General features: G+C 72.5%; 29 protein-coding genes and 1 pseudogene. 13 read left to right on the top strand and 17 right to left on the bottom strand.

Annotated features, from left to right (window positions below; all coding sequences use genetic code 11):
• A pseudogene (locus ETD85_RS41060) lies at nt 1–292 on the bottom strand (hypothetical protein); the annotation flags it as partial.
• Nucleotides 293–533: 241 nt separating this feature from the next.
• Here ETD85_RS41060 and ETD85_RS41055 point away from each other — a divergent pair.
• From ETD85_RS41055 to ETD85_RS41045, 3 genes are all read left to right on the top strand, one after another.
• On the top strand, nt 534–1,487 hold the full coding sequence (locus tag ETD85_RS41055) for an Acg family FMN-binding oxidoreductase (protein ID WP_138695235.1): 954 nt from the start codon (nt 534–536) through the stop codon (nt 1,485–1,487).
• A 404-nt stretch (nt 1,488–1,891) separates the two neighbouring features.
• Nucleotides 1,892–2,086 carry a hypothetical protein gene (locus ETD85_RS41050; protein WP_138695234.1) on the top strand — a complete coding sequence of 65 codons (195 nt, stop codon included), beginning with the start codon at nt 1,892–1,894 and terminating at the stop codon, nt 2,084–2,086.
• Between the two features lie 78 nt (nt 2,087–2,164).
• Nucleotides 2,165–3,139 (top strand): Acg family FMN-binding oxidoreductase, encoded by a 975-nt coding sequence (locus tag ETD85_RS41045; RefSeq protein WP_138695233.1) that lies wholly within the window; start codon nt 2,165–2,167, stop codon nt 3,137–3,139.
• A gap of 85 nt (nt 3,140–3,224) precedes the next feature.
• Here ETD85_RS41045 and ETD85_RS41040 read toward each other — a convergent pair whose 3' ends face one another.
• The 3 genes from ETD85_RS41040 to ETD85_RS41030 form a co-directional block, all read right to left on the bottom strand.
• On the bottom strand, nt 3,225–3,866 hold the full coding sequence (locus ETD85_RS41040) for a response regulator transcription factor (RefSeq protein WP_138695232.1): 642 nt from the start codon (nt 3,864–3,866) through the stop codon (nt 3,225–3,227).
• 82 nt (nt 3,867–3,948) lie between these two features.
• On the bottom strand, nt 3,949–4,797 hold the full coding sequence (locus tag ETD85_RS41035) for an ABC transporter permease (RefSeq protein ID WP_138695231.1): 849 nt from the start codon (nt 4,795–4,797) through the stop codon (nt 3,949–3,951).
• Complete coding sequence (locus tag ETD85_RS41030; protein WP_138695230.1) at nt 4,794–5,810, bottom strand: ATP-binding cassette domain-containing protein; 1,017 nt, start codon at nt 5,808–5,810, stop codon at nt 4,794–4,796. Before ETD85_RS41030 ends, ETD85_RS41035 begins: the two co-directional genes overlap by 4 nt.
• 65 nt (nt 5,811–5,875) lie before the next feature.
• Between ETD85_RS41030 and ETD85_RS41025 the strand changes: the two genes are divergently transcribed.
• Complete coding sequence (locus ETD85_RS41025) at nt 5,876–6,493, top strand: TetR/AcrR family transcriptional regulator (protein WP_138695229.1); 618 nt, start codon at nt 5,876–5,878, stop codon at nt 6,491–6,493.
• Here ETD85_RS41025 and ETD85_RS66175 read toward each other — a convergent pair.
• From ETD85_RS66175 to ETD85_RS41010, 4 genes are all read right to left on the bottom strand, one after another.
• Entirely contained in the window at nt 6,490–6,810 is a 321-nt protein-coding gene (locus tag ETD85_RS66175; protein WP_240779756.1) for a helix-turn-helix domain-containing protein, read from the bottom strand. The genes ETD85_RS41025 and ETD85_RS66175 overlap by 4 nt on opposite strands.
• 143 nt (nt 6,811–6,953) lie before the next feature.
• Nucleotides 6,954–7,970 (bottom strand): hypothetical protein, encoded by a 1,017-nt coding sequence (locus tag ETD85_RS66170; RefSeq protein WP_240779755.1) that lies wholly within the window; start codon nt 7,968–7,970, stop codon nt 6,954–6,956.
• A 163-nt stretch (nt 7,971–8,133) separates the two neighbouring features.
• Nucleotides 8,134–8,796: a response regulator gene (locus ETD85_RS41015; RefSeq protein WP_138695228.1), complete on the bottom strand. Its 663-nt coding sequence runs from the start codon at nt 8,794–8,796 to the stop codon at nt 8,134–8,136.
• Nucleotides 8,793–9,920, bottom strand: a complete 1,128-nt coding sequence (locus ETD85_RS41010) for a sensor histidine kinase (RefSeq protein ID WP_138695227.1) — start codon at nt 9,918–9,920, stop codon at nt 8,793–8,795. The genes ETD85_RS41015 and ETD85_RS41010 overlap by 4 nt, the downstream gene beginning before the upstream one ends.
• Before the next feature lie 216 nt (nt 9,921–10,136).
• On the opposite strand from ETD85_RS41010, the gene ETD85_RS41005 reads away from it, so the two are divergent.
• A complete protein-coding gene (locus ETD85_RS41005) occupies nt 10,137–10,595 on the top strand; it encodes a DUF6223 family protein (protein WP_138695226.1) in 459 nt (152 codons plus the stop codon).
• A gap of 49 nt (nt 10,596–10,644) precedes the next feature.
• Here ETD85_RS41005 and ETD85_RS41000 read toward each other — a convergent pair whose 3' ends face one another.
• Both ETD85_RS41000 and ETD85_RS40995 read right to left on the bottom strand, forming a co-directional pair.
• Nucleotides 10,645–12,315, bottom strand: coding sequence for a sensor histidine kinase (locus ETD85_RS41000; protein ID WP_138695225.1), 1,671 nt, complete (start codon nt 12,313–12,315; stop codon nt 10,645–10,647).
• 114 nt (nt 12,316–12,429) lie between these two features.
• Nucleotides 12,430–12,873, bottom strand: coding sequence for a pyridoxamine 5'-phosphate oxidase family protein (locus ETD85_RS40995; RefSeq protein WP_138695224.1), 444 nt, complete (start codon nt 12,871–12,873; stop codon nt 12,430–12,432).
• Nucleotides 12,874–13,153: 280 nt separating this feature from the next.
• Here ETD85_RS40995 and narJ point away from each other — a divergent pair, with 280 nt between their 5' ends.
• Nucleotides 13,154–13,780: a nitrate reductase molybdenum cofactor assembly chaperone gene (gene narJ / locus ETD85_RS40990; RefSeq protein WP_138695223.1), complete on the top strand. Its 627-nt coding sequence runs from the start codon at nt 13,154–13,156 to the stop codon at nt 13,778–13,780.
• Nucleotides 13,781–13,838: 58 nt separating this feature from the next.
• Here the strand turns inward: narJ and ETD85_RS40985 are convergent, their stop codons facing one another.
• Together ETD85_RS40985 and ETD85_RS40980 are read right to left on the bottom strand one after the other, a co-directional pair.
• Nucleotides 13,839–14,495: a CBS domain-containing protein gene (locus tag ETD85_RS40985; protein WP_138695222.1), complete on the bottom strand. Its 657-nt coding sequence runs from the start codon at nt 14,493–14,495 to the stop codon at nt 13,839–13,841.
• A gap of 89 nt (nt 14,496–14,584) precedes the next feature.
• Nucleotides 14,585–15,430: a universal stress protein gene (locus ETD85_RS40980; RefSeq protein WP_138695221.1), complete on the bottom strand. Its 846-nt coding sequence runs from the start codon at nt 15,428–15,430 to the stop codon at nt 14,585–14,587.
• A 297-nt stretch (nt 15,431–15,727) separates the two neighbouring features.
• On the opposite strand from ETD85_RS40980, the gene rpsO reads away from it, so the two are divergent.
• Nucleotides 15,728–15,997, top strand: coding sequence for a 30S ribosomal protein S15 (gene rpsO / locus ETD85_RS40975; protein WP_138695220.1), 270 nt, complete (start codon nt 15,728–15,730; stop codon nt 15,995–15,997).
• Nucleotides 15,998–16,114: 117 nt separating this feature from the next.
• Here rpsO and ETD85_RS40970 read toward each other — a convergent pair whose 3' ends face one another.
• On the bottom strand, nt 16,115–16,729 hold the full coding sequence (locus tag ETD85_RS40970) for a histidine phosphatase family protein (RefSeq protein WP_138695219.1): 615 nt from the start codon (nt 16,727–16,729) through the stop codon (nt 16,115–16,117).
• Nucleotides 16,730–16,973: 244 nt separating this feature from the next.
• Complete coding sequence (locus tag ETD85_RS40960; protein ID WP_240779754.1) at nt 16,974–18,206, bottom strand: PEP/pyruvate-binding domain-containing protein; 1,233 nt, start codon at nt 18,204–18,206, stop codon at nt 16,974–16,976.
• A gap of 74 nt (nt 18,207–18,280) precedes the next feature.
• Between ETD85_RS40960 and ETD85_RS40955 the strand changes: the two genes are divergently transcribed.
• Nucleotides 18,281–18,676, top strand: coding sequence for a DNA-binding protein (locus tag ETD85_RS40955; protein ID WP_138695217.1), 396 nt, complete (start codon nt 18,281–18,283; stop codon nt 18,674–18,676).
• Nucleotides 18,673–19,308, top strand: a complete 636-nt coding sequence (locus ETD85_RS40950; RefSeq protein ID WP_138695216.1) for a transcriptional regulator — start codon at nt 18,673–18,675, stop codon at nt 19,306–19,308. The genes ETD85_RS40955 and ETD85_RS40950 overlap by 4 nt, the downstream gene beginning before the upstream one ends.
• 81 nt (nt 19,309–19,389) lie before the next feature.
• Here ETD85_RS40950 and ETD85_RS40945 read toward each other — a convergent pair whose 3' ends face one another.
• The 3 genes from ETD85_RS40945 to ETD85_RS40935 form a co-directional block, all read right to left on the bottom strand.
• A complete protein-coding gene (locus tag ETD85_RS40945) occupies nt 19,390–19,881 on the bottom strand; it encodes a PhzF family phenazine biosynthesis protein (protein WP_206059170.1) in 492 nt (163 codons plus the stop codon).
• Between the two features lie 61 nt (nt 19,882–19,942).
• Entirely contained in the window at nt 19,943–20,512 is a 570-nt protein-coding gene (locus ETD85_RS40940; RefSeq protein WP_138695215.1) for a carboxymuconolactone decarboxylase family protein, read from the bottom strand.
• Between the two features lie 224 nt (nt 20,513–20,736).
• Nucleotides 20,737–21,624: a LysR family transcriptional regulator gene (locus ETD85_RS40935; RefSeq protein WP_138695214.1), complete on the bottom strand. Its 888-nt coding sequence runs from the start codon at nt 21,622–21,624 to the stop codon at nt 20,737–20,739.
• Nucleotides 21,625–21,767: 143 nt separating this feature from the next.
• Here ETD85_RS40935 and ETD85_RS40930 point away from each other — a divergent pair, with 143 nt between their 5' ends.
• From ETD85_RS40930 to ETD85_RS40915, 4 genes are all read left to right on the top strand, one after another.
• Nucleotides 21,768–23,015: an MFS transporter gene (locus tag ETD85_RS40930; RefSeq protein ID WP_138695213.1), complete on the top strand. Its 1,248-nt coding sequence runs from the start codon at nt 21,768–21,770 to the stop codon at nt 23,013–23,015.
• Nucleotides 23,012–23,527 carry a pyridoxamine 5'-phosphate oxidase family protein gene (locus tag ETD85_RS40925; protein ID WP_240779753.1) on the top strand — a complete coding sequence of 172 codons (516 nt, stop codon included), beginning with the start codon at nt 23,012–23,014 and terminating at the stop codon, nt 23,525–23,527. Before ETD85_RS40930 ends, ETD85_RS40925 begins: the two co-directional genes overlap by 4 nt.
• Before the next feature lie 109 nt (nt 23,528–23,636).
• Nucleotides 23,637–24,044, top strand: a complete 408-nt coding sequence (locus ETD85_RS40920; RefSeq protein ID WP_138695236.1) for a YciI family protein — start codon at nt 23,637–23,639, stop codon at nt 24,042–24,044.
• On the top strand, nt 24,041–25,186 hold the full coding sequence (locus ETD85_RS40915; RefSeq protein WP_138695212.1) for an RNA polymerase sigma factor: 1,146 nt from the start codon (nt 24,041–24,043) through the stop codon (nt 25,184–25,186). The genes ETD85_RS40920 and ETD85_RS40915 overlap by 4 nt, the downstream gene beginning before the upstream one ends.
• Nucleotides 25,187–25,350: the final 164 nt, after the last annotated feature.

Raw genomic sequence — 25,350 nt, 5'->3', positions numbered from 1 at the left:
GGCCGGCCATGAACAGCCAGTCCACCCACCCCTGCCCGGCCAGGCCGGAGAAGAAGCCACCCAGCGCGTTCTCGCCGGTGCCCTTGAGGAACCCGGTCGTCGGGCTGCCGCCCTCGATCCAGGCCCGATTGGCCGGAGTGGCGAAACCCCAGCCGAACGTCTTGTCCAGGAACGCCCACAGGAAGATCCAGCCGATCGCGATCCGGGCGGCCGCCCAGACGTAGTCGACAGGGGTCCGCGCCGCCTTGCCGACGCCGGTGTCCATCGCGGGCTTGCTGATGGTAGTGGCCATGGCGGGCCTCCCTTTCTGCTGTGCCGTATGTCCTTGTGCACCTCCATCACAGCGATTCCGGCCGCCCGCGTTCAGTGCCGTACGGCCCTCGGCGACGGGACCTTGGTCCTCTCAGCATGCGCCTGCGTAGCGTCGTACGGTCCCGCTGCCGGACGAGGGACCTTCGGCCGCCGCGGCCGGGTCGTTCGGCACTCACGGCACCCCGAGCCGGAGCGGCAGCGTCGGTCGCAGGAGGTGTGTGATGTCCGCTTCACTCGCTACCGAGCTCGGCGTCCGGCGGCTGCTGGTGGCGGCCGGTCAGGCCCCATCGGTGCTCAACACCCAGCCGTGGCGTTTCCATGTGGTCCGCCGGGAGTGCGTAGAGCTGTTCGCCGATCCCGACCGGCGGCTGCGGATCAGCGATCCGCGTGGGCGCAACCAGTACGTGAGCTGCGGTGCGGCCCTGTTCAACCTGCGTCTGGCGATCCGCACGGCCGGGCAGCGGCCGATGCTGTGGCTGCTGCCGTCACCCGAGGAGGAGCCGGACCTGCTGGCGGCCGTACGCGTGGGCGAGACGTCGCCCGTTCCGGACGAGCACCGCGAGCTGTACGACCTCATCCCCGTGCGCCGCACCAGTCGCCGGCCCTTCACCAGCCGCCGGCTGCCCCCAGCGGTGCTGGCCGAGCTCCGGCGCGCCGCCGCACGCGAGGGCGCCACCCTGCTCCCCCTCGACCGCAACGCGACGACCGACCTGCTCGACTACGCCGCCATCGCCGAGGACGAGCTCGCTCGTGACCACGAATACCGCGCCGAGCTGGCCGCCTGGACGATACCGGGCGCACGGTCGGACGGCATGCCCAGTTACACCCACGGGCCGCGGGCCCCGAAGGGTCCTTACCCCGTCAGGGACTTCGGACGGCAGGTCGGCGAGGCCCGGTTCGAGGAACATCCGCAGCTCGCTGCGCTGACCACGATGAGCGATGGGCCCCTCGACTGGCTGACGGCAGGCCAGGCGTTGCAGCGGGTGCTGCTGGTCGCCGCCAAGCACGACGTGTCGGCGTCGTTCCTGAACCAGCCGCTGGACCTGCGGGACATGCGCCGGCGTCGCGACCCCGGCCACCGCCGCGGCCACCCGCAAATGATCATCCGCTTCGGCTACGGGCCGTACGTGGCCCGCAGCCCGCGCCGCCCCGCGGAAGAGCTGCAAACCTGCTGACACGTCCGTGAGCGCGCAGGCGAACGAGGGCACGGCGGCCCGGCCGGTCAGGGCCGTTGCGGCCACCGTGGAGGACCTGCCGAGCGGTGCCCATGCCCCCGGGGAGGACGCGAGGACACCCGCCGGGCGGTGGGCGGTTCCGCCCGCACAGCCGGATCGGCCGTCCTGGGGCGATCAGGACCTGGTGACTGCCGGTCACTGCGAATCGATCCGCTGCCGGATGGTGCCGCCGCTGAGGATGGGGACCTCGTGCGCCTCGGCGGGTGTCCTCGTTCATCTTCGTGGCGCGCGTCGCCCCGGGCGTAGGGTCATTGGTCCCTTCGGCCGGGGACGTTTGCCGCTATCCCGGCCTCCCGCCCGGCGTTCACCATGGGCTCCAACGGTGCCATGGAGGTGAACCCATCATGATCGGTGGACGCGTGATCATGGAGACGTCGGTGGTCGAGGCGGATCTGGCGACCCTGAGGAAGCGGGTCGACGGTCTGGAGGAGCAGGTACGCGCGCTGACGGCCGCCTACCTCGCCCTCGTCAGGAGCATGGAGAATCTGCAGCATGCCGCCGCGGCCGGTGACCGGGCGGATGGCGCGGTTGACCGCTGACGGGACACGCCGGGGTCGCGGCTTCGCGAGACGGCCCCCGGCGTGATGCGCTGAGCTCATCGACTCTGGAGGTGGACCATGAGCACCCGATCAGCGAAACAGGTGCTGGACGCGGTGGTGGAGGCGGGGCGCTGGGCGCCGTCCGTGCACAACACCCAGCCCTGGACCTTCGCCCTTTCCGGCGAGGAGATCAGCCTGCGCGCCGACGTCGGCAGGAAGCTGGCGGTGAGCGACGCCGCGGGCCGGGAGCTGCTGATCAGCTGTGGCGCTGCCCTGTTCACGATGCGGACCGCGATGCGCTGCGAGGGTTACGAGCCGCTGGTGCGCGTCCTCCCCGATCCCGACCGGCCGGCGCTGCTGGCCACGATCAAGGCCGGCGCGCAGGTCGAGGCCGACGAGCCGACGCGGCTGCTCGGCGCCGAGATCGAGCGGCGCCGCACCCACCGGGCCGGCTTCGCCGACGTGCCGGTGCCGGACAGGCTGATCGAGTCGCTGGTCAGGGCGGCCATGAGCGAGGGCGCCATGCTGACGCCGGTACGCTCCGCGGACGCGGTGAACGTGCTGGCCGCGCTCACCCAGGCGGCGCAGGGTGTGCAGATGCAGGACCAGCGGTTCAACCTGGAGGTCATCCGCTGGGCGCGGCCGCCCGGCAGCGCCCGTACCGACGGGGTGCCCGCCGAGGGGTACCCGCAGGAGGCCGCGCCGACGGAGCCGCACTTCCCGCAGCGGCACTACTCCTGGCGGCACGGTTGGGGCGGGGCCGGCGAGCAGAGCGCGGCGGCGATCGGCGTGGTGGCCGTGCTGACCACGGCGGGCGACAGCCGCGAGGAGTGGATCGCCGCCGGTCAGGCGCTGCAGCACGCTCTGCTGCACGCCTCCGCGCACGGCGTCAGCGCCGCCTTCCACACCCAGGCGCTGGAGATGGACCTGCTGCGCGAGTTCCTGCGGCAGGAGCTCTGCGCGGGCGAGTACCCTCAGATGATCATGAGGTTTGGTGTCACGTTCGACGCCAAGGAGATGCCCCGCCGTCCGGTGTCCGACGTCGTGGAGTGAGCGGGCGGCCGGGGTCGCGTCGCTCAGGGGCCTGGGTCCTGTCGCTCAGGGGCCGGGGTCCCGCCGGCTCAGGGGCCGGCGCCCGTCAGTCCCGCCGGCCGGCGCGCAGCCGGGCGGCCAGGGCGGCGGCCTGGGTGCGGCGCTGCATGTCGAGCTTGGACAGCAGGTTGGAGACGTAGTTCTTGACGGTCTTCTCGGCCAGGAACATCTGCTCGCCGATCTGCCGGTTGGTCAGCCCCTCGCCGATGAGGTCGAGGATGTGGCGCTCCTGGTCGGTCAGGGCGGCCAGCGGGTCCTTCCTGGCGGCCTGGTCGCGCAGCCGTTGCAGCATGGCGGCGGTCGTCTGCGGGTCGAGCAGCGACTGGCCGGCGGCGACCGTGCGGACGGCGCCGACCAGATCGGATCCGTGGATCTGCTTGAGCACGTAGCCGGCCGCTCCCGCCATCACCGCGTCGAACAGCGCGTCGTCGTCGGCGAACGAGGTCAGCATCAGGCACGCCAGGCCGGGCAGCCTGGAGCGTACTTCCCGGCAGACGTCCACGCCGTTGCCGTCGGGCAGCCGCACGTCGAGCACCGCCACGTCGGGCTTGAGTGCCGGGATGCGGGCGATCGCGGACTCGGCCGTCCCCGCCTCGCCGATGACCTCGATGTCGTCCTCGGAGTCCAGCAGAGCAGCCACACCGCGGCGGACGATCTCGTGATCGTCGAGCAGGAACACACGAATCATGATGGCGACGCTATCCGAGCGGCGGACCAGCCGAAAGGGACGAAAGTCCCATCGTCGGTGCGCCGGCCCGGCTCGACGCGCGTCAGCCCCGCCTGCTGTAGAGGTGGAGGGCGAGCGGCGCGCACACCGCGGTGATGGCGGCGGTCGCGATGAGCGACCAGGTGACGGATCCGCCGGTGCCGCCGGTGCCGTTCATCAGGCCCCTGGCCGCGGTCGCGACGTGGCTGAGCGGGTTGACCTCGACGAAGGCCTGGAGCCAGCCGGGCATGGTGCGTGGCTCGACGAAGATGTTGCTGGCGAACGAGAGCGGCATCAGCACGACGTTGGCGATGCTGATGACCACGGCCGGGTCGGGCACGAGCAGGGCGACCGTGGCCCACAGCAGGGACAGCGACAGCCCGAACGCGACGATCAGAGCCGTCGCGGCGGTCACCCCCGCCACGCCGCCTTCGGGCCGATAGCCCATGATCAGCCCGAGGACCACCACGACGGCGGACGCGAACAGGTAACGGGCGGCGTCGCTGAGCAGGCCGCCGAGCACGAAGGCGCCGCGCCAGACCGGCAGGGAGCGGAAGCGGTCGAAGGCTCCGGTGGTCACGTCCTGGGCGAGGCGGGCACCGCCGTACATGGTGACGATGGCGATGCTCATGCTGAGCGTGCCGGGCAGGAGGAACGTGAGGTAGCCGGCGGACGAGCCGCTGACCGCGCCGCCGAAGAGGTAGGTGAACAGCACGGTGAACAGGATCGGGATGGCGATCGAGTCCACGAGCTGTTTGGGGTCGTGCTTGATCTTGAGCATGGCCCGCCGGCCGAAGGTCGCGGAGGCGGTGAGGGCTCCGGCCCGGCGGCGTGGCCGGCTCGCGGCGAGCACGATGTCGATCTGGTGGGCCCGCGCCTCGGCGGGGCGCGCGACGGCGGCCGGGGTGCTCATGCGTTCACGTCCTCGTGATCGGTGGGGGCGGGGCCGGCCGGGTGGCCGGTCAGGGCGAGGAAGGCCTCGTCCAGGCTGGGCTGGCCGAGAGTGACCTCGGCGACCGCCACCCGGGCGTCGGCCAGCCGGGTCATGGCCTGCCCGACCAGCCGGCCCACGTCGGTCGCGTCAGCCGGGGCGGCCAGGAGCATGGACAGGGCGAGCGGGTCGGCGGCGAGATGCACCGTCCCCTGCAACGCGGCGGCCAGGACCTGTTGCGCTCGCGGACGCTGCTCGCCGTCGAGGAGCCGGACGTGCAGGGTGCCCGAGCCGACGCGGGACTTGAGCTGGGCGCTGGTGCCTTCGGCCACGATCCGGCCGTGGTCGATGACCGCGATCTGCTCGGCGAGCTGGTCGGCCTCCTCAAGGTATTGGGTGGTGAGCAGCACCGTGGTGCCGGCCGCGGCGATCCGGCGGACCAGCTCCCACACCTGATTACGGCTGCGCGGGTCGAGCCCGGTGGTCGGCTCGTCGAGGAACAGCAGGTCGGGGGGCACGATCAGGCTGGCCGCGATGTCCAGCCTGCGGCGCATCCCGCCCGAGTATCCGCCCACCGGGCGGCCGGCCGCGCCGGTCAGGTCGAAGGCGGCGAGCAGGTCATCGGCTCGCTGCTTGCCGGCGGCGCGGGACAGGCCCTGGAGGCGGCCGAGGATGATCACGTTCTCGTACCCGGTCAGGTCCTCGTCCAAGGCGGCGAACTGGCCGGTCACCGCCACCCGGGCCCGGATCGCGTCCCGCTCGCTGATCACGTCGTGACCGAGGACGCGGGCGGTGCCGCCGTCGGGCCGGGTCAGGGTGGCCAGGATGCGGATCGTGGTGGTCTTGCCCGCTCCGTTGGGGCCGAGGAACCCGAACACCTGGCCGCGCCGGACCGTGAGGTCGATCCCGTCCAGCGCCCGGTGCTCGCCGTAGATCTTGATCAGGCCGTACGCCTCGATCGCCGGCCCATCCCGGCCCGTGCTGTTCTTTGACATGCTGTCAGAGTTCTGTATCTCTTACGAGTTGTCAAGGTTGTTGCGGAGCGGATAGCATCGCTGCGATGGCTGACGCACTCGACACCGCCCCGCCCGCCCGCGCCCGGCGCTCCGACGCCCGGCGCAGCATCGACGCCATCCTCAACGCGGCCCGCATCGTGCTCGGCGAGCAACCCGACGCCAGCATGGAGGAGATCGCCACCACGGCCGGTGTCACCCGCCAGACCGTCTACGCGCACTTCCCCTCACGCGACGCCCTCATGGCCGCCCTCATCGAGGCCGCGGCCGCCGAGTACACCGCCCTGCTCGATGCCGCCGGCCTCGACACCGCCCCGCCCGCCGACGCGCTGGCCCGGTTCCTCGACGCCGGCTGGCAGTTCCTCCGCCGCTACCCGCTCCTGTTCAACCCCGCTGTGGCCCAGATCTACCGGCCCAAGAGCAACGACCCTCACGACGTCGTGCCCCCGCGGCTCGAACGGCTCATCCGGCGCGGCCAGCGCACGGGCGACCTCGACGGGTCACCTTCCGCCGCCTGGCTCGCCGCCGCCGTCATCGGGCTCCAGCACGCCGCCGCGGCGGAGGTCGCCGCCGGGCGCCTCACCCCGGCCGAGGCGGCGGCTCTGTGCCTGCACAGCACTCTGCGCCTGTGCGGCAGCGGCGATCGGCCGGCTGCGCGCGGCTAGCCGCGCCCCGGGGGCCAGGCGACATCGTCGATCGCGAGGAACGGCGAGGCCGCGACCGCGACCGGCGTCATCCCGGAGCAGGCCATGACGTCTCGGTGCAGGTGGGACTGGTCGGCGTAGCCGCTCTCCGCCGCCACCGAGGCGGCGCCGTGGCCGGTGACGAGACGGTGGGCCGCGTGGTCGAAGCGGATGAGCCGGGCGACCCGCTTGGGCGTAAGGCCGACCTGGGCGCGGAAGCGGGACCACCGGCGCTTGCGGCTCCATCCGAGCTCGGCGACCAGCCGTTCGACGCGTACCCGCCCCCGGCTGGCCACCATCTGTCTCCAGGAGAAGGCGACCTCCGGGTCGACGGCCCGGCCGGCGTCGCCCCGCCGGGCCAGTACGGCCTCCGCGATCGCGCATCGCTCCTCCCACGACCCGCGCGCCGTGGTCAGTGCCGGGAGTCCGGGCCGCGGGCCGGTCAGCGGAAGTTGGAGATGCGCAGCACCGCCAGCATGTCCGTCGCCCGCGAACCGGTCGAGAAGGACGCCTCCGCGCCCACCCAGCCGCGGAAGGCCCCCGTGTCGTCGATGATCTGCATGAGCGGTTTGACGTGGGAGTTGCCGGTGTAGCAGAACTCGCCGCGCTCCATCGCCAGGCAGGTGCACCAGTGCCAGAGCGTGTCGCGGCGGTCGGACTTGGAGATCATCGTGAGGTAGTACTGGATGGAGCTGACGTTGGGGCGCGTCCCGCCACCGTACTTGGGGCAGCCGCCCGATTTCTGGCACGCGCCGCGCGAGGACGGCTGCAGGTAGGTCAGGCACGAGGTGGTGGCGGCGCAGGCGCGGAAGGCCGAGTGGCCGAACGGCTGGTCGCGGGAGGTGACGAGCTTGCCGCTCGCCCAGCTCGTCAGGTCCTGCCTGAGCGAGCCGGGGAACGCCTTCACCGAGGTCATCGCGCGGCGGGTGCCGATCGCGGCGTTGCTGCCGTAGCCGTACCCGTGCGTGGCCAGCGTGCTCCGCTTGAGGTCGAGGCGGGCCAGCTTGCCGTCGAGGGCGGGCCGCACGTACCACTGCTCCGTCCACGTCTGGGCGATCTTCCACCGGATGGTGAGCACGTCGCCCGCCACCGTGTACGTCCCGGTGCGGCTCTCGTCGGGGGCGCCGGTGAAGCCCCCGGCGGTGAGCACCTCGCAGCCCCGGGGCTTGGACGCGGCGCCGCCCGCCTTGGTGGTGCAGCTCGGGTCGGGGACGGTGCCGGTGCGCTGCCTGGCCTGGGGGTGACGCTGCCACCACAGGTACATGGAGGCGCTCACGGTGCCGTTCGCGGCGAAGCGGTAGCTGCCCAGGCGTACCCAGTTCTGCTGGGAGGAGGTCTTCAGATGACCTTGCGAGACGACATAGGTGGACCTGCCGCCCGGCAGCGTCGAGGCGGTGGCCGCCGCAGCGGAGGCCGGGGCGATGGCCGGGTGGACGGGCAGGAGGGTGAAGGCGAGCACGAAGGAGAGGATTGCCGCTGCGGTACGCAAGAAGGGACTCCGGAAGGCTTGCAGGCGTGGCCGATCGTCAATGGGCCACCGTATTCGCTCCGGACCGGATATGTCTGCCGAACCGCGGCCATGAGGAAACCTGACCGGCGCGCGTAAAAGCCGCCGGATGGCGTCAGGAGCGGCCCGGGGTCACCAGGCCGGATTCGTAGGCGAGCACGACGAGCTGGGCGCGGTCGCGGGCATGGAGCTTGGTCATGGCCCGGTTGATGTGGGTTTTCGCGGTCATCGGGCTGATCGCCATGCGGCCGGCGATCTGGTCGTTGGACAGGCCCTGCGCGACCAGGGCGACGGCCTCGCGCTCGCGATTGGTCAGCTCCTCCAGCCCCGTGCCGGCCCCGGTGTGGAGCGGCTGGGTGACGTACCGGTCGATCAGCCTGCGGGTGATCGACGGCGCGAGCAGCGCGTCACCGCGCGCGGCGACGCGTACGGCGTGCAGGAAGTCTTCCGGCACGATGTCCTTGACGAGGAACCCGGCCGCGCCGGCGCGCAGCGCGTTGAAGACGTACTCGTCCAGGCCGTAGTTGGTCAGGATGACGACGTGCACCCCGGCCAGGGCGGGGTCCGCGGCGATGCGCCGGGTCGCCTCGATGCCGTCGAGGACCGGCATCTGGATGTCGATGAGCGCGATGTCGGGCAGGTGCCGCCTGACGAGGGCCAGGCCCTGCAGCCCGTCCCCGGCCTCGGCCACCACCTCGATGTCGTCCTCGAGATCGAGCAGCGCACGGAATCCGCTGCGCAGCAGCGGCTGGTCGTCGACCAGCACGACCCGGATCACGGCGTCCGGCTCACGGGCAGCTCGGCCTGGACGGTGAAGCCGCCCTCGCCGCGCGGCGCCGCCCGCAGCCGCCCGCCGAGGGCGGTGACGCGTTCGCGCATGCCGAGCAGCCCGACGCCGGGCACCGGCTCGGTGTCCGGCGTGGCCTTGCCGTCGTCATCGACCCGGATGACCAGGGCGTCGGGGCGGTAGTCGATCCGGACCGAGGCGGTGACGGCGGCCGCGTGCCGGGCGACGTTGGTGAGCGACTCCTGAACGATGCGGTAGGCGGTCCGGTCCACCTCGGCCGGCACGTCGTGCCGTTGCCCCTCGATCGTCAGCGTCGCGTCCAGGCCGCCGCTTCGGGCCCGTTCCACCAGCTCGGCCACATGGTCGAGCCCGCGCGGCGGGGCCGGGTCGTCCTCGCGCAGCGCCTCCAGGGTCGCGCGCAGCTCGCGGGCCGCCTCGCGGCCGGCCTCGCGGATCGCCAGCAGGGCCTCCGGCGGCTGCTCGCCCCGCTTGCGGGCCACGTGCACGGCGACCTCGGCCTGCACCTTGATGATCGAGATCTGGTGGGTGAGCGAGTCGTGCAGCTCCCGCGCGATGTGCAGCCGCTCCTCGTCCGCGCGCCGGCGCGCGGTCTCCTCGCGGGTGCGCTCGGCTTCCTCCGCCCGCCGCTCGGCCTGCCGCAGCGCCTCGCCCGCGGCGCCGGCCGCGATCAGCCAGGCCAGCTCGAGGGCGCCCCGGGCCTGCGCGAACGCCTCGCCCGTGTCGTGCAGGCCCGAGGCCAGGGCCGCGAGAGGGAGCAGGGCCAGCATGATCACACTCGCCGCCACCGTGACGGCGCGGTGTCCCGCCCGTACGGCGGCGTAGACCGCGAACAGGTACGCGACGGCGGGCACGTCGAATCCGGCCGCCTGATATCCGACCGCGAACAGCCCGGTCACGGCCAGGACGGCGACCGGCGCCCGGCGGCGCGCGGCCAGCACCAGGCCGCCACCGGCCAGCAGCGCGTATCCGAGCAGGTCGAGGGAGGTCGCGGAGCTCTGCCCGGACAGCCCCGTGACCAGCAGCGCCGCCGCCACGCCGGCGGCGATCACCCAGTCTCCGAGTCCGGCCGGGATGCCGGACCGTCCTGTCCTCATGCGCGCACCCTAGCCGGATGTCCGCGCGGGCGGATCCCGCGGGTGGATGATCGGCCGGCTACCGCGCCCGCGGTAGTCCCGCGGCTCCTGCGGCGGCGGTGGTAGCCGGCTGCGGCGAGCGCGGCAGGGCGGATTGCCGTCGTCAGCCGGACGACCAAAGGCGGGTCCGGTGGACATGATGGCGGCGTCCAGTCGTAGGAGGAGAAGGAGCACCTCATGTCAGCCCGATCTGTGCTTACGGTGGCCGCGGCCACCCTGACCGGCGGTATCGCGTTCGCCGCCCCGGCGGCCGCGCGCGTCTCGGTCCAGCTGGACCCCGCCGGCGCCTACGCCCTGACCTCCGGGCGTATCTGGTCCCTGGTGGCCGCGCTGCTGGGGCTGGCCGGCGTGGTCGCCGGCGGGCTGGCGCTGGCCCGCTCCGCCGGCCGTTTCCGCACCCGGACCGGCACCGGCACCGGCCGCAACGGGGCCGTGGTGGCCCTGGTGGCGGGGCCGGCCGGCATGGTCATCGGCGGGCTGGTCGTGGCCGCCGCCAAGGGTGGGCCCGGCACCGGCTACGGGATCGTCGGGGGCTTCGTGGCCCTGGTGGTGGGGCTGATCAGCGTGGTCGTCGGCGGGCTGGCGCTGGCCCGCTCCCGGCGGCGCAGCGGGCACGACGCGTCCCGGACCGCCTGAAGGGCGCCCGGCTGCGGCGGGCGCCCTGGGCCCGCCCCCGCCTCCGGTCTTATAGGGGGACCTGCCAGCGCAGCCGGGTGCCTCCCCCTTCGGGAACCTCCAGCTCCGCCGTGCCGGCCAGCCGGGCGGCCCGTTCCTCGATGTTGCGCAGGCCGCTGCGGCGCCCGGCCTCCCCGAGGCCGGCGCCGTTGTCCGTCACGATGAGGACGAGACCGGTGTCGGCGACCTCGATGGAGACCTCCGCCCGGCTGGCGTGGGAGTGGCGGACCACGTTGGACAGGGCCTCGCGCAGCACCGCGAGCAGGTGCTCGGCCACGGATTCGGGCACGAGGGTGTCGATCTGTCCTTCCATCCGCAGCCCGGGCATGAAGCCCAGGTGGCTGCCGGCGCCTTCGACCAGGTCGACGATCTGTCCGCGCAGGCTGGGCGCGGCACCCTCAAGAGGGCCCTGGAGGGCGAAGATGGACGAGCGGATCTGCCGGATCGTGCCGTCCAGCTCGTCGATCGCGTGCTGCAGCCGCTTGGACGCCTCCGGCCGCTCCACCAGCCGTACCGTGCTCATCAGCGTCATCGCGGTCGCGAACAGCCGCTGGATGACCACGTCGTGCAGGTCCTTGGCGATGCGGTCGCGGTCCTCCAGCAGGCCGAGCCGTTCGGCGTCGCGGCGCGTCTCGGCCAGCTCCAGCGCGATCGCCGCCTGGCCGGCGAAGGCGTGCAGCATCTGCTGATCCGCCGTGCTGAACGGCAGGCGCCCGCTGCGCTTGGTCACCGAGAGCACCCCGCGCACGCCGGGCGCCTTCCCCAGCGGGACCATGAGCCCGGGCCCGTAGCCCAGCCGCGGGAGCAGCGAGTCGGGGTACGGGGCGCTCTGCAGGTCCGTCGCGGCCATGGGCTCCCCCCGGGTGAACACCTCGCCCGCGAGCGTGTCCGACACGTCGAAGGCGACGCCGGTCAGCTCCTCCGCGCCCTCGCCCTCGGCGATCTCCACCACGAGGGCCTGCCCTGCCGGCTCGGGCAGCAGCACCTGGACCAAGTCGGCGTCGCTCATCTCACGGGCGCGGGCGGCCACCACGGTCAGCACCTGACCCGGGTCCGCGCCCGACAGCAGGCTCGTGGTCACCTCGGAGGAGGCCTCCAGCCAGGTCTCGCGCCGCCGTGAGACCTCGTACAGGCGGGCGTTCTCCACGGCGACGCCGGCGGCGGTGGCCAGCGCGATCACGATGGCCTCGTCCTCCTCGTCGAAGTCGCCGCCGCCGCGTTTCTCGGTGAGGTAGAGGTTGCCGAACACCTCGTCGCGCACCCGTACCGGGACGCCGAGGAAGGTGCCCATGGGCGGGTGGCCGGGCGGGAAGCCGTAGGACTCGGGGTGGTCGGAGATGCGGCTGAGCCGCAGCGGGCGGGCGTCCTTGATCAGCAGGCCCAGCAGGCCCAGCCCGTGCGGCCAGTGCTCGATGCGGGCGATCTCCTCCTCGCTCAGTCCCACCGGGATGAACTGCAGCAGCGTGCTGTCCTGGCCGACCACGCCGAGCGCGCCGTAGCTGGCGTCCACGAGCCGGGTCGCGGTCTCCACGATCCTGCGCAGCACGGTCTCCAGATCCAGGTCGCTGCCCACCGAGACCACCGCTTCGAGCAGCGCGTGCACCCGGTCCCGGGTGGCCAGGACGGCGTTCAGGCGTACCTGCAGCTCGGCCAGCAACTCATCAAGCCGCATCTGCGGCATCAACGGACGATGCTCACTCTCCACATCGATCAGTGTCGCACCAGGACACCATGGCTCCGTGCTCGGTCCGAAAAGACGTGCGTCCCCGCGACGGCGACGCCGTGCGACCGTCGCTCATCCGCGATCGTTCGTGCGCGTCTCGCCCGGGACGGGAGCGGGCACCAGCTCGAAACCGGTGATGATCTCCGGACGGATGCGGATCACCTGCTCCATCTCCCCCGCCACCCACGGGCGGAGGATCGCCTTGTAGCGGGCCACCTCCCCCGGATCCTCCACCAGCCGGGCGACGCCCGTGACCACCACGCTCCAGCCCAGGCGCTGCTCGACGTCCAGATCGTCGGCTTCGAAGGCCACCACGGTCTCGAACGCGGCGAGCTCCGCGCTCAGGACGGTGCCCGGGCTGGAGCGGATGACGATCTGCCCGCGGGCGACGATATGGTTCACCGGCCGTACGGCCGGGAGCGCGTGACGGGTGAACACGACCCGCCCGAGCGGCACGCTGGCCAGCAGCCGGAGAGAGTCCTCCGCGGACAGTTCCTTGAGGTCACGGCCGGTCATGCCACCGGACCGCCTGTCGTGGTGATAATCACCGCCTCAGCCTGGAGCATCGACAGCAGGGATAAATAGGGCCAAAGGTCCCTTCCTGTCGCGTCACGTGCCCGGCTCGGACGCGACGTCCGCGGGCAGGGGTGCCCGAAGGTCCTCATCGGCAAGGACTTTCGTCCCTAGGTGGCGGCGCACGTGAGGCGATGCGATGGCGGCCATGGAACGTGATGGCGAGGAAGGTGAAATGGGCACCGCCATGGCTGTTCCCCCGCAAGAACGAAAGGAAGCACCCTTGACCACCCTCAACGAGCACCAGCTGCGCACCGCCCATTTCGTGGCCTCAGTCCTCCTCAGCTACCCCGACCACGCCCTGGACGAGGCCCGGCCGCTGCTGACCGAGGCGGTGGCCACCCTCCCCTACGGCGAGGTACGCCGGCGGCTCGCCGCCTTCCTGCGCCACCTGGACGTCACCCTGCCGGCCGCGCTAGCCGCCCACTACGTGGCGATGTTCGACGTCGAACGCCGCTGCAGCCCCTACCTGACCTACTACGCCTACGGCGAGACCCGCGAGCGCGGCGCGGCCCTGCTGCGTTTCAAGCACGCGCTGCGCGCCGGGGGCTTCGAGCTCGCCGACGGCGAACTGCCCGACCATGTGGCGGTGGTCTGCGAGCTGTCCGGCCGCGGCGCCGTCAAGCAGGCCGTCCGCCTGCTGCAGGAGAGCCGCGCCGGTCTGGAGCTGCTGCGTACGGCTCTGGAGGAGGAGGGCTCGCCGTACACCGACGTCGTGGCGGCGGTGACCGCCACCCTGCCCCCGGCCAGCGCGCGGCACCGGGAGACGGCGCTGCGGCTGGTGACCTCGGGCCCGCCGGCCGGGGAGGTGGGGCTGGAGCCCTTCGCCGGCACGGGAGACGACCGGTGAACGTCCTGTAGACCGGCCGGCTTGATGCCGAGCGGGTCACGCCGCCCGGAGGGGTTCCCTAGAGCAGCGGAGGGACGACGACGAGGTCGTCCTTGCCGGCGGCCACCTCGGCCACCACGTCGACGACGCCCTCGACCGCACGGACCGCCTCGACGAGCGCGACCGCCTCAGATCTGCGCTCCACCCGTCCGGCGACGGTCACCACGCCCTGGTCGATCCGGATGGTGAACGCCTCCGGGTGCGTGAGCACGGCTCTGACGTCCGCCTCCAGCTCGGCGGCCGGGCGGGCGAAGACGCGCAGCACGTCTCGCTGGTGCAGCGTCCCGACGATCCGGCCGGTGGCCGGGTCGATCACGGGGACCTGCTTGATCCGCTTGCCGTGCATGAGGCGGGCCGCGTCACGTACGGAGGTCCCGGGCGTGACGGTGATCGCCGGGGACGTCATGAGCTGCGCCGCCCGCACGCCCGCGGCCTTCTCGTGCTCGCGCCGCTGCCTGCCGGACTCGAACATCGACACCGTATGCCGGATCGTGTCGATCTCCTTGAGCAGCAGGTCGTCCTCCGACACCACGCCCACCGGCCGCCGATCCGCGTCCACCACGGTCACCGCCCCCACCGCGTACCGCTTCATCGCCGCCACGATGTCGGCGAATGACGCGTCCTCCAGCACCGCGATGGCCACCCGTCCCATGACGTCCTTGACCTCGATCGACATGGTCTCCTCCTCGCTTCCGCCTCTGACGCTCCTCCAGATCGGCGGGCCCCGGCAGCGGCGAACGTCCCGGATGCCAGGGTCCAAAGTCCTCAGGCGCGTACGACGGCCACCGGGCAGGCGGCGTGGTGCAGCACCCCGCGGCTGACCGAGCCGAGCAGCGCCGACCCCACGGCGCCGCGCCCGTGCGAGCCCACCACCAGCAGGTCCGCCCGGCCGGACGCCTCGGTCAGCGCGGCCACCGGATGCGCGACGGGAGCCTCCTCGATGACCGTCACCTGCGGGTAGTCCGGGGCGAAGACCGCCAGCCGGTCGCGGACGACCTGGTGCTGCGCCGTCCGGATCTCGTCCATGTCGTACACGATCTCGGGGGCGTAGACGTGCACGGGTAGCTGCCAGGCGTGCACGACCCGCAGCGTGCTGCCCCGCAGTTTCGCCTGCTCGAAGGCGTAGGCCAGGGCGGGCTCGCATTCCGCGGAGTCGTCCACCCCCACCACCACCTCGCCGTACGGCACCGGCCGGCGCTCACCGCGTACCACGACGACCGGGCAGCGGGCGTGCCCCGCCACGTGCGTGCTCACCGACCCCAGCAGCGCGCCGGCGAAGCCGCCCAGACCCCGGCTGCCGACGACGACCTCGGTGGCGTCCTTCGCCTGGTCGCGCAGGACCAGGGCGGGCTCGCCCTCGACGTCCTGCACCGTGACCTCGACCGCGGGCTGGCGCTCGTGGACCAGGGCCAGCGCCTCGCGCAGGATCCGCCGTCCCTCACTCAGCAGCGTGTCGGGCAAGGCGCCGATGGGGAATTTGCCGATCTGGTACCAGGATCGGTCCACGGCGTGCACGATCCGCAGCGGCACCCGCATGCGGAGAGCGTCGTTGGCGGCCCATTCGACGGCGGCACGCGAGGTCACCGAGCCGTCCACTCCCACAATGATCATGATGTCCTCCTTCGTCTCCTCCCATCCGACCTGCTCACGCGGATTTCCCCCAGGGCCGGAGGTCGGTGCCGCCGAGGGCCCAAAGTCCCTGAGGCCGAAATCGGGTCGATTCGCCGCCGCTCACGCTGGTAGCGTGCGCCCTGGCCCGGCAGGGGCCGCACGGCGAGGGGAAGGAGCCGTCATGTCCGCCGATCTGACCGAAGACAGCAAAGAGAACGTGGTCAGCGTGGACGTGCCCGCCTGCCGGTAAGCCGGTGCGGCTTGACTCGCGCGCTGACCGGACTCCTAGGGGAGATCATGGCGCTCGAGGCCACACGCAAACAAGCGATCATCGAGCAGTACGCCACCTTCGAGGGCGACACCGGTTCGCCAGAGGTTCAGATCGCGCTGCTCACCTACCGGATCGCCGACATCACCGAGCATCTGAAGACGCACCAGCTCGATCACCACAGCCGGCGCGGGCTGCAGATGCTCAACGGCCGCCGGCGGCGGCTGCTCGGCTATCTCCGCAAGACCGACATCGAGCGTTATCGACGCCTCATCGCCCGCTTGGGACTGCGCCGATGAACGCGGTCGATGACCGATGAACACCGTGGCCGGGGGCCAGGCGCCCGCCGGCACGTGCCTCCTGGAGCACCCTGTGAGGCACGCGCCGCCGGCGCTCCCCCGGCCGACCTTTTCGCGCTACGGCCTCAGCCCGGCGGGGAACCCGGTCCAGCGCAGGTCGGGCGGGAGATGGCTCATGTCGTTGAACATCACGACCGTGGGCCGCAGGCCGTCGCGGTACTCGATGACCGTCAGCGCGGTGTTGCCGCTGTTCAGCCCGAGCCATCGCGACGGCGGCGCGTCCAGCGCGTGCCGCACCAGCCACGCGATCTGATAGGCATGCGTCACCAGGACCTCGTGCGTGTCGGACCGGGGCCCGGTCGAGGTCGTGCCGGGAACCTTCGCGAACCGGGCGACCAGCGCCTCGGCGAGCCGCCGGCCCGAGGCGGCCTCGGCCTCGTCGTAACCGTCGAAGAAGCCGGCCCAGGACGGGGGCGTCTCGGCCGTAGCGGGAACGTAGGGCACGTGGTCGGTGAGTTCGGCGGCCTCGGCCACGGGCACGTCCGGCAGGTGCCGGGCGAGCTCGTGCGCGCTCGCCACCGCCCGTGACAGCGGAGAGTGCCAGACGGCGTCGACCGGTAGGCCGGCGAGCCGTTCGCCCAGCAGGCCCGCCTGCCGGCGCCCGACGCCGGTCAGCTCCCCGAACGCGTCGGCCGCGCCGTGGCGGGCGAGGTAGAGGTGTCGTGTTGTCATGATTTATCGGGACGCGGCGCCCCTGCGGCCCCGCCCCTCTCGTCTCCTGTCCATCTCATAGGTAGGTACGCCTGCCGGGTCAGCCGCCCGAGCCTTCGACCAGTAGCACTGGGACCGGGCTCGCTCGGACCGGGCTCGCTCGGACCGGGCTCGCTCGGACCGGGCTCGCTCGGACCGGGCTCACTCGGACCGGGCTCACTCGGACCGGGCTCACTCGGACCAGGCTCGCTCGGACCGGGCTCATTCAGGCGTCGGCCGCAGTGACGATGCCTGCGGTGCCGTCGACGGTGATGACGGTGCCGTCGTGGAGGCTGCTCGTCGCGTTCGGGATGCCGAGGACGGCGGGGATGGCCTGCTCGCGGGCGACGATCGCGGCATGTGACAGCACGCCTCCGGTCTCGGTGACGACGCCGCCCGCGATCCGCAGCAGCGGCGTCCACGCGGGGTCGGTGAAGGGGCAGACGAGGATGTCGCCCGGACGCACCCGCGCGAAGTCGCCGGGACCCCGGACGATCCTCGCGCTACCGGTCACGGTCCCGCGACTGCCCGGCGTCCCGGTGAGCAGGGCGGCCGAGGTGCCCGACGCTCCGGAAGGCGAGGCCGGCGGCGGGGGCGCGGCGGTGACCGGCCGTGCCTGCAGCACCCAGATACGCCCGTCCACGATCGCCCACTCGACGTCCTGCGGCCCGCCGAACACGGCGGCGATCTCCCCGCCCAGCTCCGCCAGCCGCAGCGCGGTCGCGTCGTCGATGGCCGGTCGCTCCCGCGCATCGGCAGGCACGTCCCGGACGACGAGCCGCGTGCCCTGCCGGTCGAGGCGGGAGCGTTTGTCCGCGACGGCGCGGGTGACCGAGCCGTCCCCGGCGACCCGGTAGGCGTCCGGCGTGACCGTGCCCCCGACGACACTGGGACCGAGCCCCCAGGACGCCTCGATCCGCGTCACGTCGTCCGGACCGGCGGGCGTGAACATGACCCCGGCCACCTCGGCATCCAGATGACGCTGGACGATGACGGCCATCACGAGATCCCCGGAAAGCCGGTCGTCGCCGCCGGCGGCAGCCCGGTAGCCGATGGCACGCGGCGAGAACAGCGACGCCCAGCAGGCGCGTACGGCATCGGCGACCTCGCCGACCCCGCGTACGGCCAGAAAGCTCTCATGCTGACCGGCCGCCGACGCCAGAGCGGTGTCTTCACCCGCCGCCGACGACCGCACCGCCACGGGCGGATCACCGAGCCCGTCGAGCGCGCGTCCCAGCGCTGCGACCACGGCGGCGTCCACCGGGCGGGCCTCGATCGCCTCCCGCGCCGCGCCGGGATCACCTGGACCATCACCGCACCGCCCGAGGTCCAGATCACGGACGGCGGCGGCGTACGCGCCGAACGAGACGACGAAGCCGTCCGGAACCGGCAGACCGGCGCGAAGCAGCGCGCCGAGCGCACCGGCCTTGCCCCCGCAGGTATCGGCGACAGCCTCCATGAGGGGGACGATCATCCACCCCGCCCTTCAACAAAATATTGACGATGCCGTGCCGATTGTGGATCATGAGTCGCATGCCACGCAAGCAGGACCTCGCTCACTCCATGCACGACGACCACGCCCAGGCCCGCCGCGAACAGGACGCGCGCCGGCGCCTCCTGAGCCTGGGCGCGGACGCGCTCGACCCCCGCCCGTGGCAGCCCGCGTCCGTCCCGCCGTCGGCAGCCGACCTCACGCGGTTCGCCGTCTGGCGCAGCGCCGACCTGTCCCCCGAGGACATCCTGCACGCGCTCGCCCTCCTACCCGCCGCCCACGCCGAAGTCGAAGGACTCGAAACCGCCCTGCTGTTCACGGCCCGCAGCGCGGGGCTGACGTGGGCGCAGATGGCCCACGCGATGGGGTTCAACTCCCCGCAGGCGTGCCAGCAGCACTACACCCGGCTGACCGCACGGCAGGACACCGGCTCATGACCCGGGACTCCGCGCCCGACCTGCTGGTCCTGCACGCCGTCCGCATCACCGGCTTCGCGGACACGCCGGTGATCGCTCATCGGTACGGGCTCGACGCGGCCCGGACGAAAGAACTGCTGCACGACGCCGAAGCACGCGGATGGGTCGGCCACACCGCCTTCGCCGGCACCGGAGGCTGGTCGCTGACCGAAGCAGGCCGAGCCGAGAACGAGCGCCGGCTCGCCGCCGAGCTCACCGGCGCCGGCGGCGCCGACGAGGTCCGCGACGCCTACCGCGCGTTCCTCCCGCTGAACGCCCTCCTCCTGCAAGCGTGCACCGACTGGCAGCTGCGCCCCACCGCCGGCGATCGGCTCGCCCCCAACGACCACTCCGACCCGGTTTGGGACGCCGGGGTCCTCCACGAGCTCGCCTGCGTCGACCGCGCGCTCACCCCGCTCGCGCACCGGCTCGGCAACGTCCTCACCAGGCTGCGCGGATACGACACCCGCTTCAGCGCAGCCCTGGCGCGCGCCCAGGCCGGGGAGTCCACCTGGGTGGACCGGACCGACATCGACTCCTGCCACCGTGTCTGGTTCGAGCTCCACGAAGACCTCATCGCCACCCTCGGCCTCAACCGCCACACCGAACCCTGACCCTCCTGACGAGCGGGACCGGCACGAGGAGATCGGCGCCACCCCGCCGGTGCGGGGGCGGAGGCCGACCGCGGCCGGGTGTCAGGCTCTCGCGAAGGACCGGCGGAAGGCGGCCGGCCACGGGAGGCGGATGATGCGCGTGACCTCCGCCGTGCCGCCCAGGCGGATCAGCGGGCCGGACGGGCCGGGCCGGGCGGTGGCGGTGATCGTGGCGGGGCTGCCCAGGGAGTCGCCCATGTCGACGGCGAGCTCGGCGATGCCCCGACCGGCCAGGTACGCGGCCGGGCAAGCGGTGCTGTTGGCGTTCGCGACGTCCTCGGCGACGCCGATCGACGGCGCGACCATGCGGGCCGCCACCCGGCCGGTGGGCGTCGGTGCGGAGTAGACGTAGCAGCCCAGGAGACCCAGGCGGTCGCAGGCGACGCGGGTGGCGGGTGCGAGGGTGTCCGAGGTGATGCCGAGTGCGGGCAGGACCAGGTCGCCTTCGATCGGCTCGGGCTCGCGCAGGTCAACGTGACCGGGGTGAGCTCGCCCTCGGCGGTGAAGAAGCGCAGGGAGACCGCGCCCGCTCATGGGCGCCGGCCCGCGGTGGAGACCTGGACGCCGGCGGTCGGCCTGCGGCGCGTCCTGGCCGTCATCGCGGAAGGTGCCCGGGGAAGGGCGTGGCCCACGGCTCGTCGTCCAGCAGGAGACCGTTGGCCAGGTAGCTGATGGTCCGGTACCAGCCGGTCAGCACGAGGAACTCCAGCAGTTGCGCGTCCTCGTAATGGTCGCGCAACGCCTCCCACGCGCCGGGCGACAGCCGGGCGCCGTCGTGCAGTTCGTCGACCGCGCGCAACAGCGCCACCTGCCGCGGCGACCAGGCGGCGCCGGCCGTCGGGTCGTCGTCGGTGGTCGCGCGCAGTTGCTCCGGCGTGAGCCCGGCCCGCTCGGCGAAGGCGGCCGCGTGCACGCCCCATTCGTACCCGCACCCGGCGCGCGCCGTCACCCGCGCGATCACGGTCTCGCGGTCGGTGTCAGGCAGCAGGCCGTGCCCGAGCAGCCCGGCCCCGACCGCGAACATGCGGGAGGCCAGCTCCGGCGACCGGTGCAGCACCCGGAACAGCGCGATCGGCTCGTGCGCCGCGCCGGGAGGCATCCACCGCCGCAGCGCCTGGTCGACCTGGTCCGGGTACGGCGGTTCGAGCGGCTCGATGCGCGGCATTCGTCCTCCCTGGGCCCACCATCCGCCAGTGCTTCGATTTCAGAATCACTATGCTGCTTCGATAACAGAAGCGCAAGGGAAGCTGCTCATCCCCCACGACGACGGCTACCGGATCGGTGCGCCCGCAGTCACTCACCGTCGAGAGGCACGCCGGGACCCAGCCGGAGCTCGACATCCGGCCGCGCCCGTACCGACCCCGGCCGAGCAGGAGGAGCGAGGTCTCCTCACCCTCCTGCCCGAACCGGCCGGAGAGCCTCGACGGCGGTGCGCAGGGCATCGATGAACGCGGTCGTCGCCGGCGGGTCGGGCGGCTCGCCGAACGTCGCCAGGTAGATCCGGCGCCGGAAGGCGGGCAGCTCGCTGGCGACGACCCCATCCGCATGGTGCGAGCGCAGGGCGAGACCGGGCATGGTCGTGACCCCGAGCCCGGCCGCGACGAACGCCTGCTCGACGACGATGTCATCACTGGTGTAGGCGATGCGCGGGCTGAACCCGGCGGCCTGGCAGAACTGGAGCAGCTCGGCGCGGCAGTTCTCGCAGCCCGCGATCCACGTCGAGTCCCGGTGGCCTTCGAGCGTCGCCCCCGCGTCCCGGCTGAGCAGGTACATCGGGTCGTCGAGCAGATAGGAGTAGCGCAGGCCGTCGTCCGGCACGACGTCGTCGTAGCGGTGCACGATCGCCAGGTCGGCCGAACCGTCGCGCAGCTGACGGGACGCCAGCGTGGGATGGGCGTCGACCAGGTGGAGCTCGATGTTCGGGTACGCCCGGGACAGCGCCGTGGCCGCCGGGGGGACCAGGACGCTCAGGGCCGAGCTGAAGGCCGCGAGGCGGACCCGGCCCGTCCGCAGCCCGAGCTGGGCGGCCAGTTCGGCGCCCGCGGCGTCCACCCGGCCGATGATCTCCGCCGCGCGGCGGGCGAGCAGCTCGCCTTCGGGGGTGAGCCGGATGCCGCGCCCGGCGCGCTGGATCAGCCTGGCCCCGGTCGCCGCCTCCAGCCGGGCCAGATGGTGGCTGATCGAGGGCTGCGAGTAGTGCAACACCCGGGCCGCTTCGGTGACCGAGCCGTGCGCGGCGACCGCTGCCAGAACGCGTAACCGGACGATATCCAGCATTCATTAAGACTATCCATGAATCCTCGCCCAATGTGGCATTAGACGCATACCCCGCCTCGGGTACAGGCTCGGACGGTGAGACCAGGCGGACGGACGAGCAAGGAGATCGCCAGGTTATGCGCACCTACCGGGAACTGTTTCGCGTGCCCGAATTCACCCCCCTCTTCGTGGCCACGTGCGCGCACGTCGCCTCGACCACCCTGACCGGGCTCGCGCTCGCCACGCTGGTGTACGCCCGCACCGACTCCCCGCTGCTGGCCGCACTGGCCATGTTCGGGCCGTCGTTCGCCGAGCTCATCGGAGCCACCACGCTCCTGTCGGTGGCCGACCGGGTGCGGCCACGTACGGCACTGGCGCTGGTCGCGCTCGCCGGCGGCGCGGCCGGCCTGGCGCTGGCCACGCCCGGCATGCCGCTGGGGGCGATGTTCGCGGTGATCTCGGCGCTGGGCCTGGTCTCCTCGCTCGGCAGCGGCGTCCGCTACGGCCTGCTCAACGAGATCGTGCCGCGGGACGGCTACGTGCTCGGCCGCTCCGTGCTCAACATCTCCAACGGCGCGATGCAGATCGCCGGCTTCGCGCTCGGGGGCCTCCTGCTGGCGGTCGTACCACCGCGCACGACGCTGATCATCGGTTCGGCCCTGGCATTCGGCGCGGCGCTGATCCTGCGGCTGGGACTCAGCGCCCGCCCGCCCCGGGTGGCCGGCCGCCCCTCCATCGCGGTCACCTGGCGGGTCAACCGGCACCTGCTGTCCACCCCTGCCCGCCGGGCCGTCTACCTGTCGATGTGGGTGCCCAACGGCCTGGTGGTGGGCTGCGAGGCGCTGTTCGTGCCCTACGCGCCACAGGCCGCCGGGGCGCTGTTCGTCGCGGCGGCGCTCGGCATGCTGTCCGGCGACCTGGCCGCCGGGCGCTTCCTGCCTCCGCGGGCCCGGCGGCGCGTCGTCACCCCGCTGCGCTTCCTTCTCGCACTGCCGTTCCTGCTCTTCGCGCTGCCGCTCAGCCCGCCCGTCGCGGCCGGCGCCGCCGCGGTGGCATCGATCGGCTTCGCCTCCACGCTGCTGCTGCAGGAACGCCTGATCGAGCTGGTCGGCGAGGAGGTCCGCGGCCAGGCGCTGGGCCTGCAGGCCACCGGCATGAAGGCGATGCAGGCGGTCGGCTCCACGCTGGCCGGCCTGACCGCGCAGTACCTGCCCGCAGGAGTGGCGATGGCTCTGATGGCGCTGGCATCGCTCGCCGCCACCGCGGCACTCAGCCCAGGACTGCGGGTGGCCGCCGCGCTCACCCGCGAAATCCACCGCCCGCGCGGTGACATTCGCATCTATGCCCCGGCGGGCCCGGGACCCAAAGTGGACTTGCTCGGACACGCCGCGGCTCGCCAGGAACAACAATGAGAGGAACAACCGTGCAGCCCCACGAGATCACCGAGGTTCTGAACCGGCCGCTCAGCCAGGAACTGCTGGCCCGCGACGTGACCCGCCTGGCCTACGTCGCCAAGGACGGCACACCCCGCAACATCCCGATCATCTTCGCCTGGAACGGCTCGGAGATCGTCACGTGCACGCCGAAGAACGCTCCGAAGCTCCATGCCTTGAGCGAGAACCCGATGGTCGCCCTGACCATCGACACCGAGTCGCACCCGCCCAAGATCTTGTTCATCCGCGGCCGGGCCGAGCTGGACTACGTCGACGGCATCCCGGACGAATACCTCCAGACGACCAGCACCTACGAGATGACGCCCGAGCAACGCGTCGAGTGGGAGGCGGAGGTGCGTTCCCTCTACCACGACGGCATGGTCCGGATCGTCGTGACCCCGACCTGGGCCAAGCTGATCGACTTCGAGACGACCCTGCCCAGCGCGGTCGAGGAACTGATCCAGCAGCGGGAAGAGCGCCGGCGCGGCTGAGCCCCGAAGTTCTCCAGAAAAATGTCGCGGTGGGATGTCGAGAACCCGCCCGCAGCTTCGTCCCTGGAGCGAACGGCCACAATGGGCCTACCGCAACAAGGAGAACATGATGGCCAAATACCTGCTCCTCAAGCACTACCGAGGCGCTCCGGCAGCGGTCAACGACGTGCCGATGGACCAGTGGACGCCGGAGGAGGTCACGGCCCACGTGCAGTACATGCGTGACTTCGCCGACCGCCTGGAGGGCACCGGCGAGTTCGTCGACGGCCAGGCGCTCTCCCCGGAGGGCACGTTCGTCCGCTACGACGGCGAGGGACGGCCGCCCGTCACCGACGGCCCGTTCGCGGAGACCAAGGACCTGATCGCCGGCTGGATGGTGATCGACGTCGAGACCTACGAGCGGGCGCTCGAACTGGCCGGCGAGCTGTCCGCGGCTCCGGGCGCGAACGGCAAGCCGATCCACGAGTGGCTCGAGGTGCGCCCCTTCCTGGCCGAGCCGCCCACGGTCACCGAGTGAACGAGTCCCTGCTGCGGGAGCTGGTGCCCACGGTGATCAGCGTCCTCGGCCGCCGCGGAGCGGACTTCGCGGCGGCCGAGGACGCCGTGCAGGACGCCCTGGTCGAGGCCGTGCGCGTGTGGCCGGACGATCCACCGCACGACCCCAAGGGCTGGCTGGTCACCGTGGCCTGGCGCAAGTTCCTCGACGCCGCCCGCGCCGACACCTCCCGGCGGCACCGCGAGGCACGCGTCGAGGACGAGCCCCCGCCCGGCGTGGGCGAGGCGGTGGACGACACTCTCCGGCTGTACTTCCTGTGCGCGCACCCGTCCCTGACCCCGGCCTCGGCCGTCGCGCTCACCCTGCGCGCGGTCGGCGGCCTGACCACGCGCCAGATCGCCCGCGCCTACCTCGTGCCGGAGGCGACCATGGCCCAGCGGATCAGCCGGGCCAAGCGGACCGTCGCGGGCGTCCGGTTCAACCAGCCCGGTGACGTCGCCACCGTGCTGCGCGTGCTCTATCTGGTCTTCAACGAGGGCTACTCCGGCGACGTCGACCTCGCCGCCGAGGCGATCCGCCTCACCCGCCAGCTGGCGGCCAGGACCCATCATGAGGAGGTCGCGGGCCTGCTCGCGCTCATGCTGCTGCACCACGCCCGGCGCCCGGCACGGACCGGCCCCGGCGGCCGGCTCGTGTCCCTCGCCGAGCAGGACCGCGGCCTGTGGGACACCCGCCTGATCGCCGAAGGCGTCGACATCCTGCAGAAAGCCCTCGCCCGCGACCGCCTCGGCGAGTTCCAGGCCCAGGCCGCCATCGCCGCGCTGCACGCCGACGCCCAGACGGCCGAGGAGACCGACTGGGTGCAGATCGTCGAGTGGTACGACGAGCTGGTGCTCCTCACCGGCAGCCCGGTGGCCCGGCTCAACCGGGCCGTCGCGGTCGGCGAGGCCGACGGCCCACGGGCGGGCCTGGCCGCCCTGGCGGAGCTCGACCCCGCCCTGCCCCGCCACACGGCCGTCGCGGCGTACCTGCACGAGCGGGACGGTGACCCGGTGACCGCGGCCCGGCTCTACGCCGAGGCCGCCCGATCGGCCGCCAGCCTCCCGGAACGCGATCACCTCACGCGACAGGCCGCCCGCCTCAACGCGGGGTTGCGTGGTTGACCGGGAGGTTTGTCCGTAAAAACCGGACGCCTTTACATTGTAGACTTCTAGGCCCCTTCGGGGCGTGGCACGTGTGGGAAAATCCGACCGGGCCGCTCGCCGACGTCGGTGAATCATGGCGCAGCTGAGGCCGAATTGTAGCTTGATGCTGGGAGCCGTCTTGC

Origin of the sequence: Nonomuraea zeae, assembly GCF_005889725.1 — a bacterium.
Classification (GTDB): Bacteria; Actinomycetota; Actinomycetes; order Streptosporangiales; family Streptosporangiaceae; genus Nonomuraea; species Nonomuraea zeae.
Note: the sequence above shows the minus strand (reverse complement) of the source record. Positions and strands in the feature narration are given on the sequence as shown.

Bases quoted from the DNA above. Each gene is read 5' to 3' on its own strand.
- ETD85_RS41055 (WP_138695235.1), top strand. From the start codon at position 534: ATGTCCGCTTCACTCGCTACCGAGCTCGGCGTCCGGCGGCTGCTGGTG.
- ETD85_RS41050 (WP_138695234.1), top strand. From the start codon at position 1,892: ATGATCGGTGGACGCGTGATCATGGAGACGTCGGTGGTCGAGGCGGAT.
- ETD85_RS41045 (WP_138695233.1), top strand. From the start codon at position 2,165: ATGAGCACCCGATCAGCGAAACAGGTGCTGGACGCGGTGGTGGAGGCG.
- ETD85_RS41040 (WP_138695232.1), bottom strand. From the start codon at position 3,866: ATGATTCGTGTGTTCCTGCTCGACGATCACGAGATCGTCCGCCGCGGT.
- ETD85_RS41035 (WP_138695231.1), bottom strand. From the start codon at position 4,797: ATGAGCACCCCGGCCGCCGTCGCGCGCCCCGCCGAGGCGCGGGCCCAC.
- ETD85_RS41030 (WP_138695230.1), bottom strand. From the start codon at position 5,810: ATGTCAAAGAACAGCACGGGCCGGGATGGGCCGGCGATCGAGGCGTAC.
- ETD85_RS41025 (WP_138695229.1), top strand. From the start codon at position 5,876: ATGGCTGACGCACTCGACACCGCCCCGCCCGCCCGCGCCCGGCGCTCC.
- ETD85_RS66175 (WP_240779756.1), bottom strand. From the start codon at position 6,810: ATGGTGGCCAGCCGGGGGCGGGTACGCGTCGAACGGCTGGTCGCCGAG.
- ETD85_RS41010 (WP_138695227.1), bottom strand. From the start codon at position 9,920: ATGAGGACAGGACGGTCCGGCATCCCGGCCGGACTCGGAGACTGGGTG.
- ETD85_RS41005 (WP_138695226.1), top strand. From the start codon at position 10,137: ATGTCAGCCCGATCTGTGCTTACGGTGGCCGCGGCCACCCTGACCGGC.
- ETD85_RS41000 (WP_138695225.1), bottom strand. From the start codon at position 12,315: ATGCCGCAGATGCGGCTTGATGAGTTGCTGGCCGAGCTGCAGGTACGC.
- ETD85_RS40995 (WP_138695224.1), bottom strand. From the start codon at position 12,873: ATGACCGGCCGTGACCTCAAGGAACTGTCCGCGGAGGACTCTCTCCGG.
- ETD85_RS40985 (WP_138695222.1), bottom strand. From the start codon at position 14,495: ATGTCGATCGAGGTCAAGGACGTCATGGGACGGGTGGCCATCGCGGTG.
- ETD85_RS40980 (WP_138695221.1), bottom strand. From the start codon at position 15,430: ATGATCATTGTGGGAGTGGACGGCTCGGTGACCTCGCGTGCCGCCGTC.
- rpsO (WP_138695220.1), top strand. From the start codon at position 15,728: ATGGCGCTCGAGGCCACACGCAAACAAGCGATCATCGAGCAGTACGCC.
- ETD85_RS40970 (WP_138695219.1), bottom strand. From the start codon at position 16,729: ATGACAACACGACACCTCTACCTCGCCCGCCACGGCGCGGCCGACGCG.
- ETD85_RS40960 (WP_240779754.1), bottom strand. From the start codon at position 18,206: ATGGAGGCTGTCGCCGATACCTGCGGGGGCAAGGCCGGTGCGCTCGGC.
- ETD85_RS40955 (WP_138695217.1), top strand. From the start codon at position 18,281: ATGCCACGCAAGCAGGACCTCGCTCACTCCATGCACGACGACCACGCC.
- ETD85_RS40950 (WP_138695216.1), top strand. From the start codon at position 18,673: ATGACCCGGGACTCCGCGCCCGACCTGCTGGTCCTGCACGCCGTCCGC.
- ETD85_RS40945 (WP_206059170.1), bottom strand. From the start codon at position 19,881: ATGAGCGGGCGCGGTCTCCCTGCGCTTCTTCACCGCCGAGGGCGAGCT.
- ETD85_RS40940 (WP_138695215.1), bottom strand. From the start codon at position 20,512: ATGCCGCGCATCGAGCCGCTCGAACCGCCGTACCCGGACCAGGTCGAC.
- ETD85_RS40935 (WP_138695214.1), bottom strand. From the start codon at position 21,624: ATGCTGGATATCGTCCGGTTACGCGTTCTGGCAGCGGTCGCCGCGCAC.
- ETD85_RS40925 (WP_240779753.1), top strand. From the start codon at position 23,012: ATGAGAGGAACAACCGTGCAGCCCCACGAGATCACCGAGGTTCTGAAC.
- ETD85_RS40920 (WP_138695236.1), top strand. From the start codon at position 23,637: ATGGCCAAATACCTGCTCCTCAAGCACTACCGAGGCGCTCCGGCAGCG.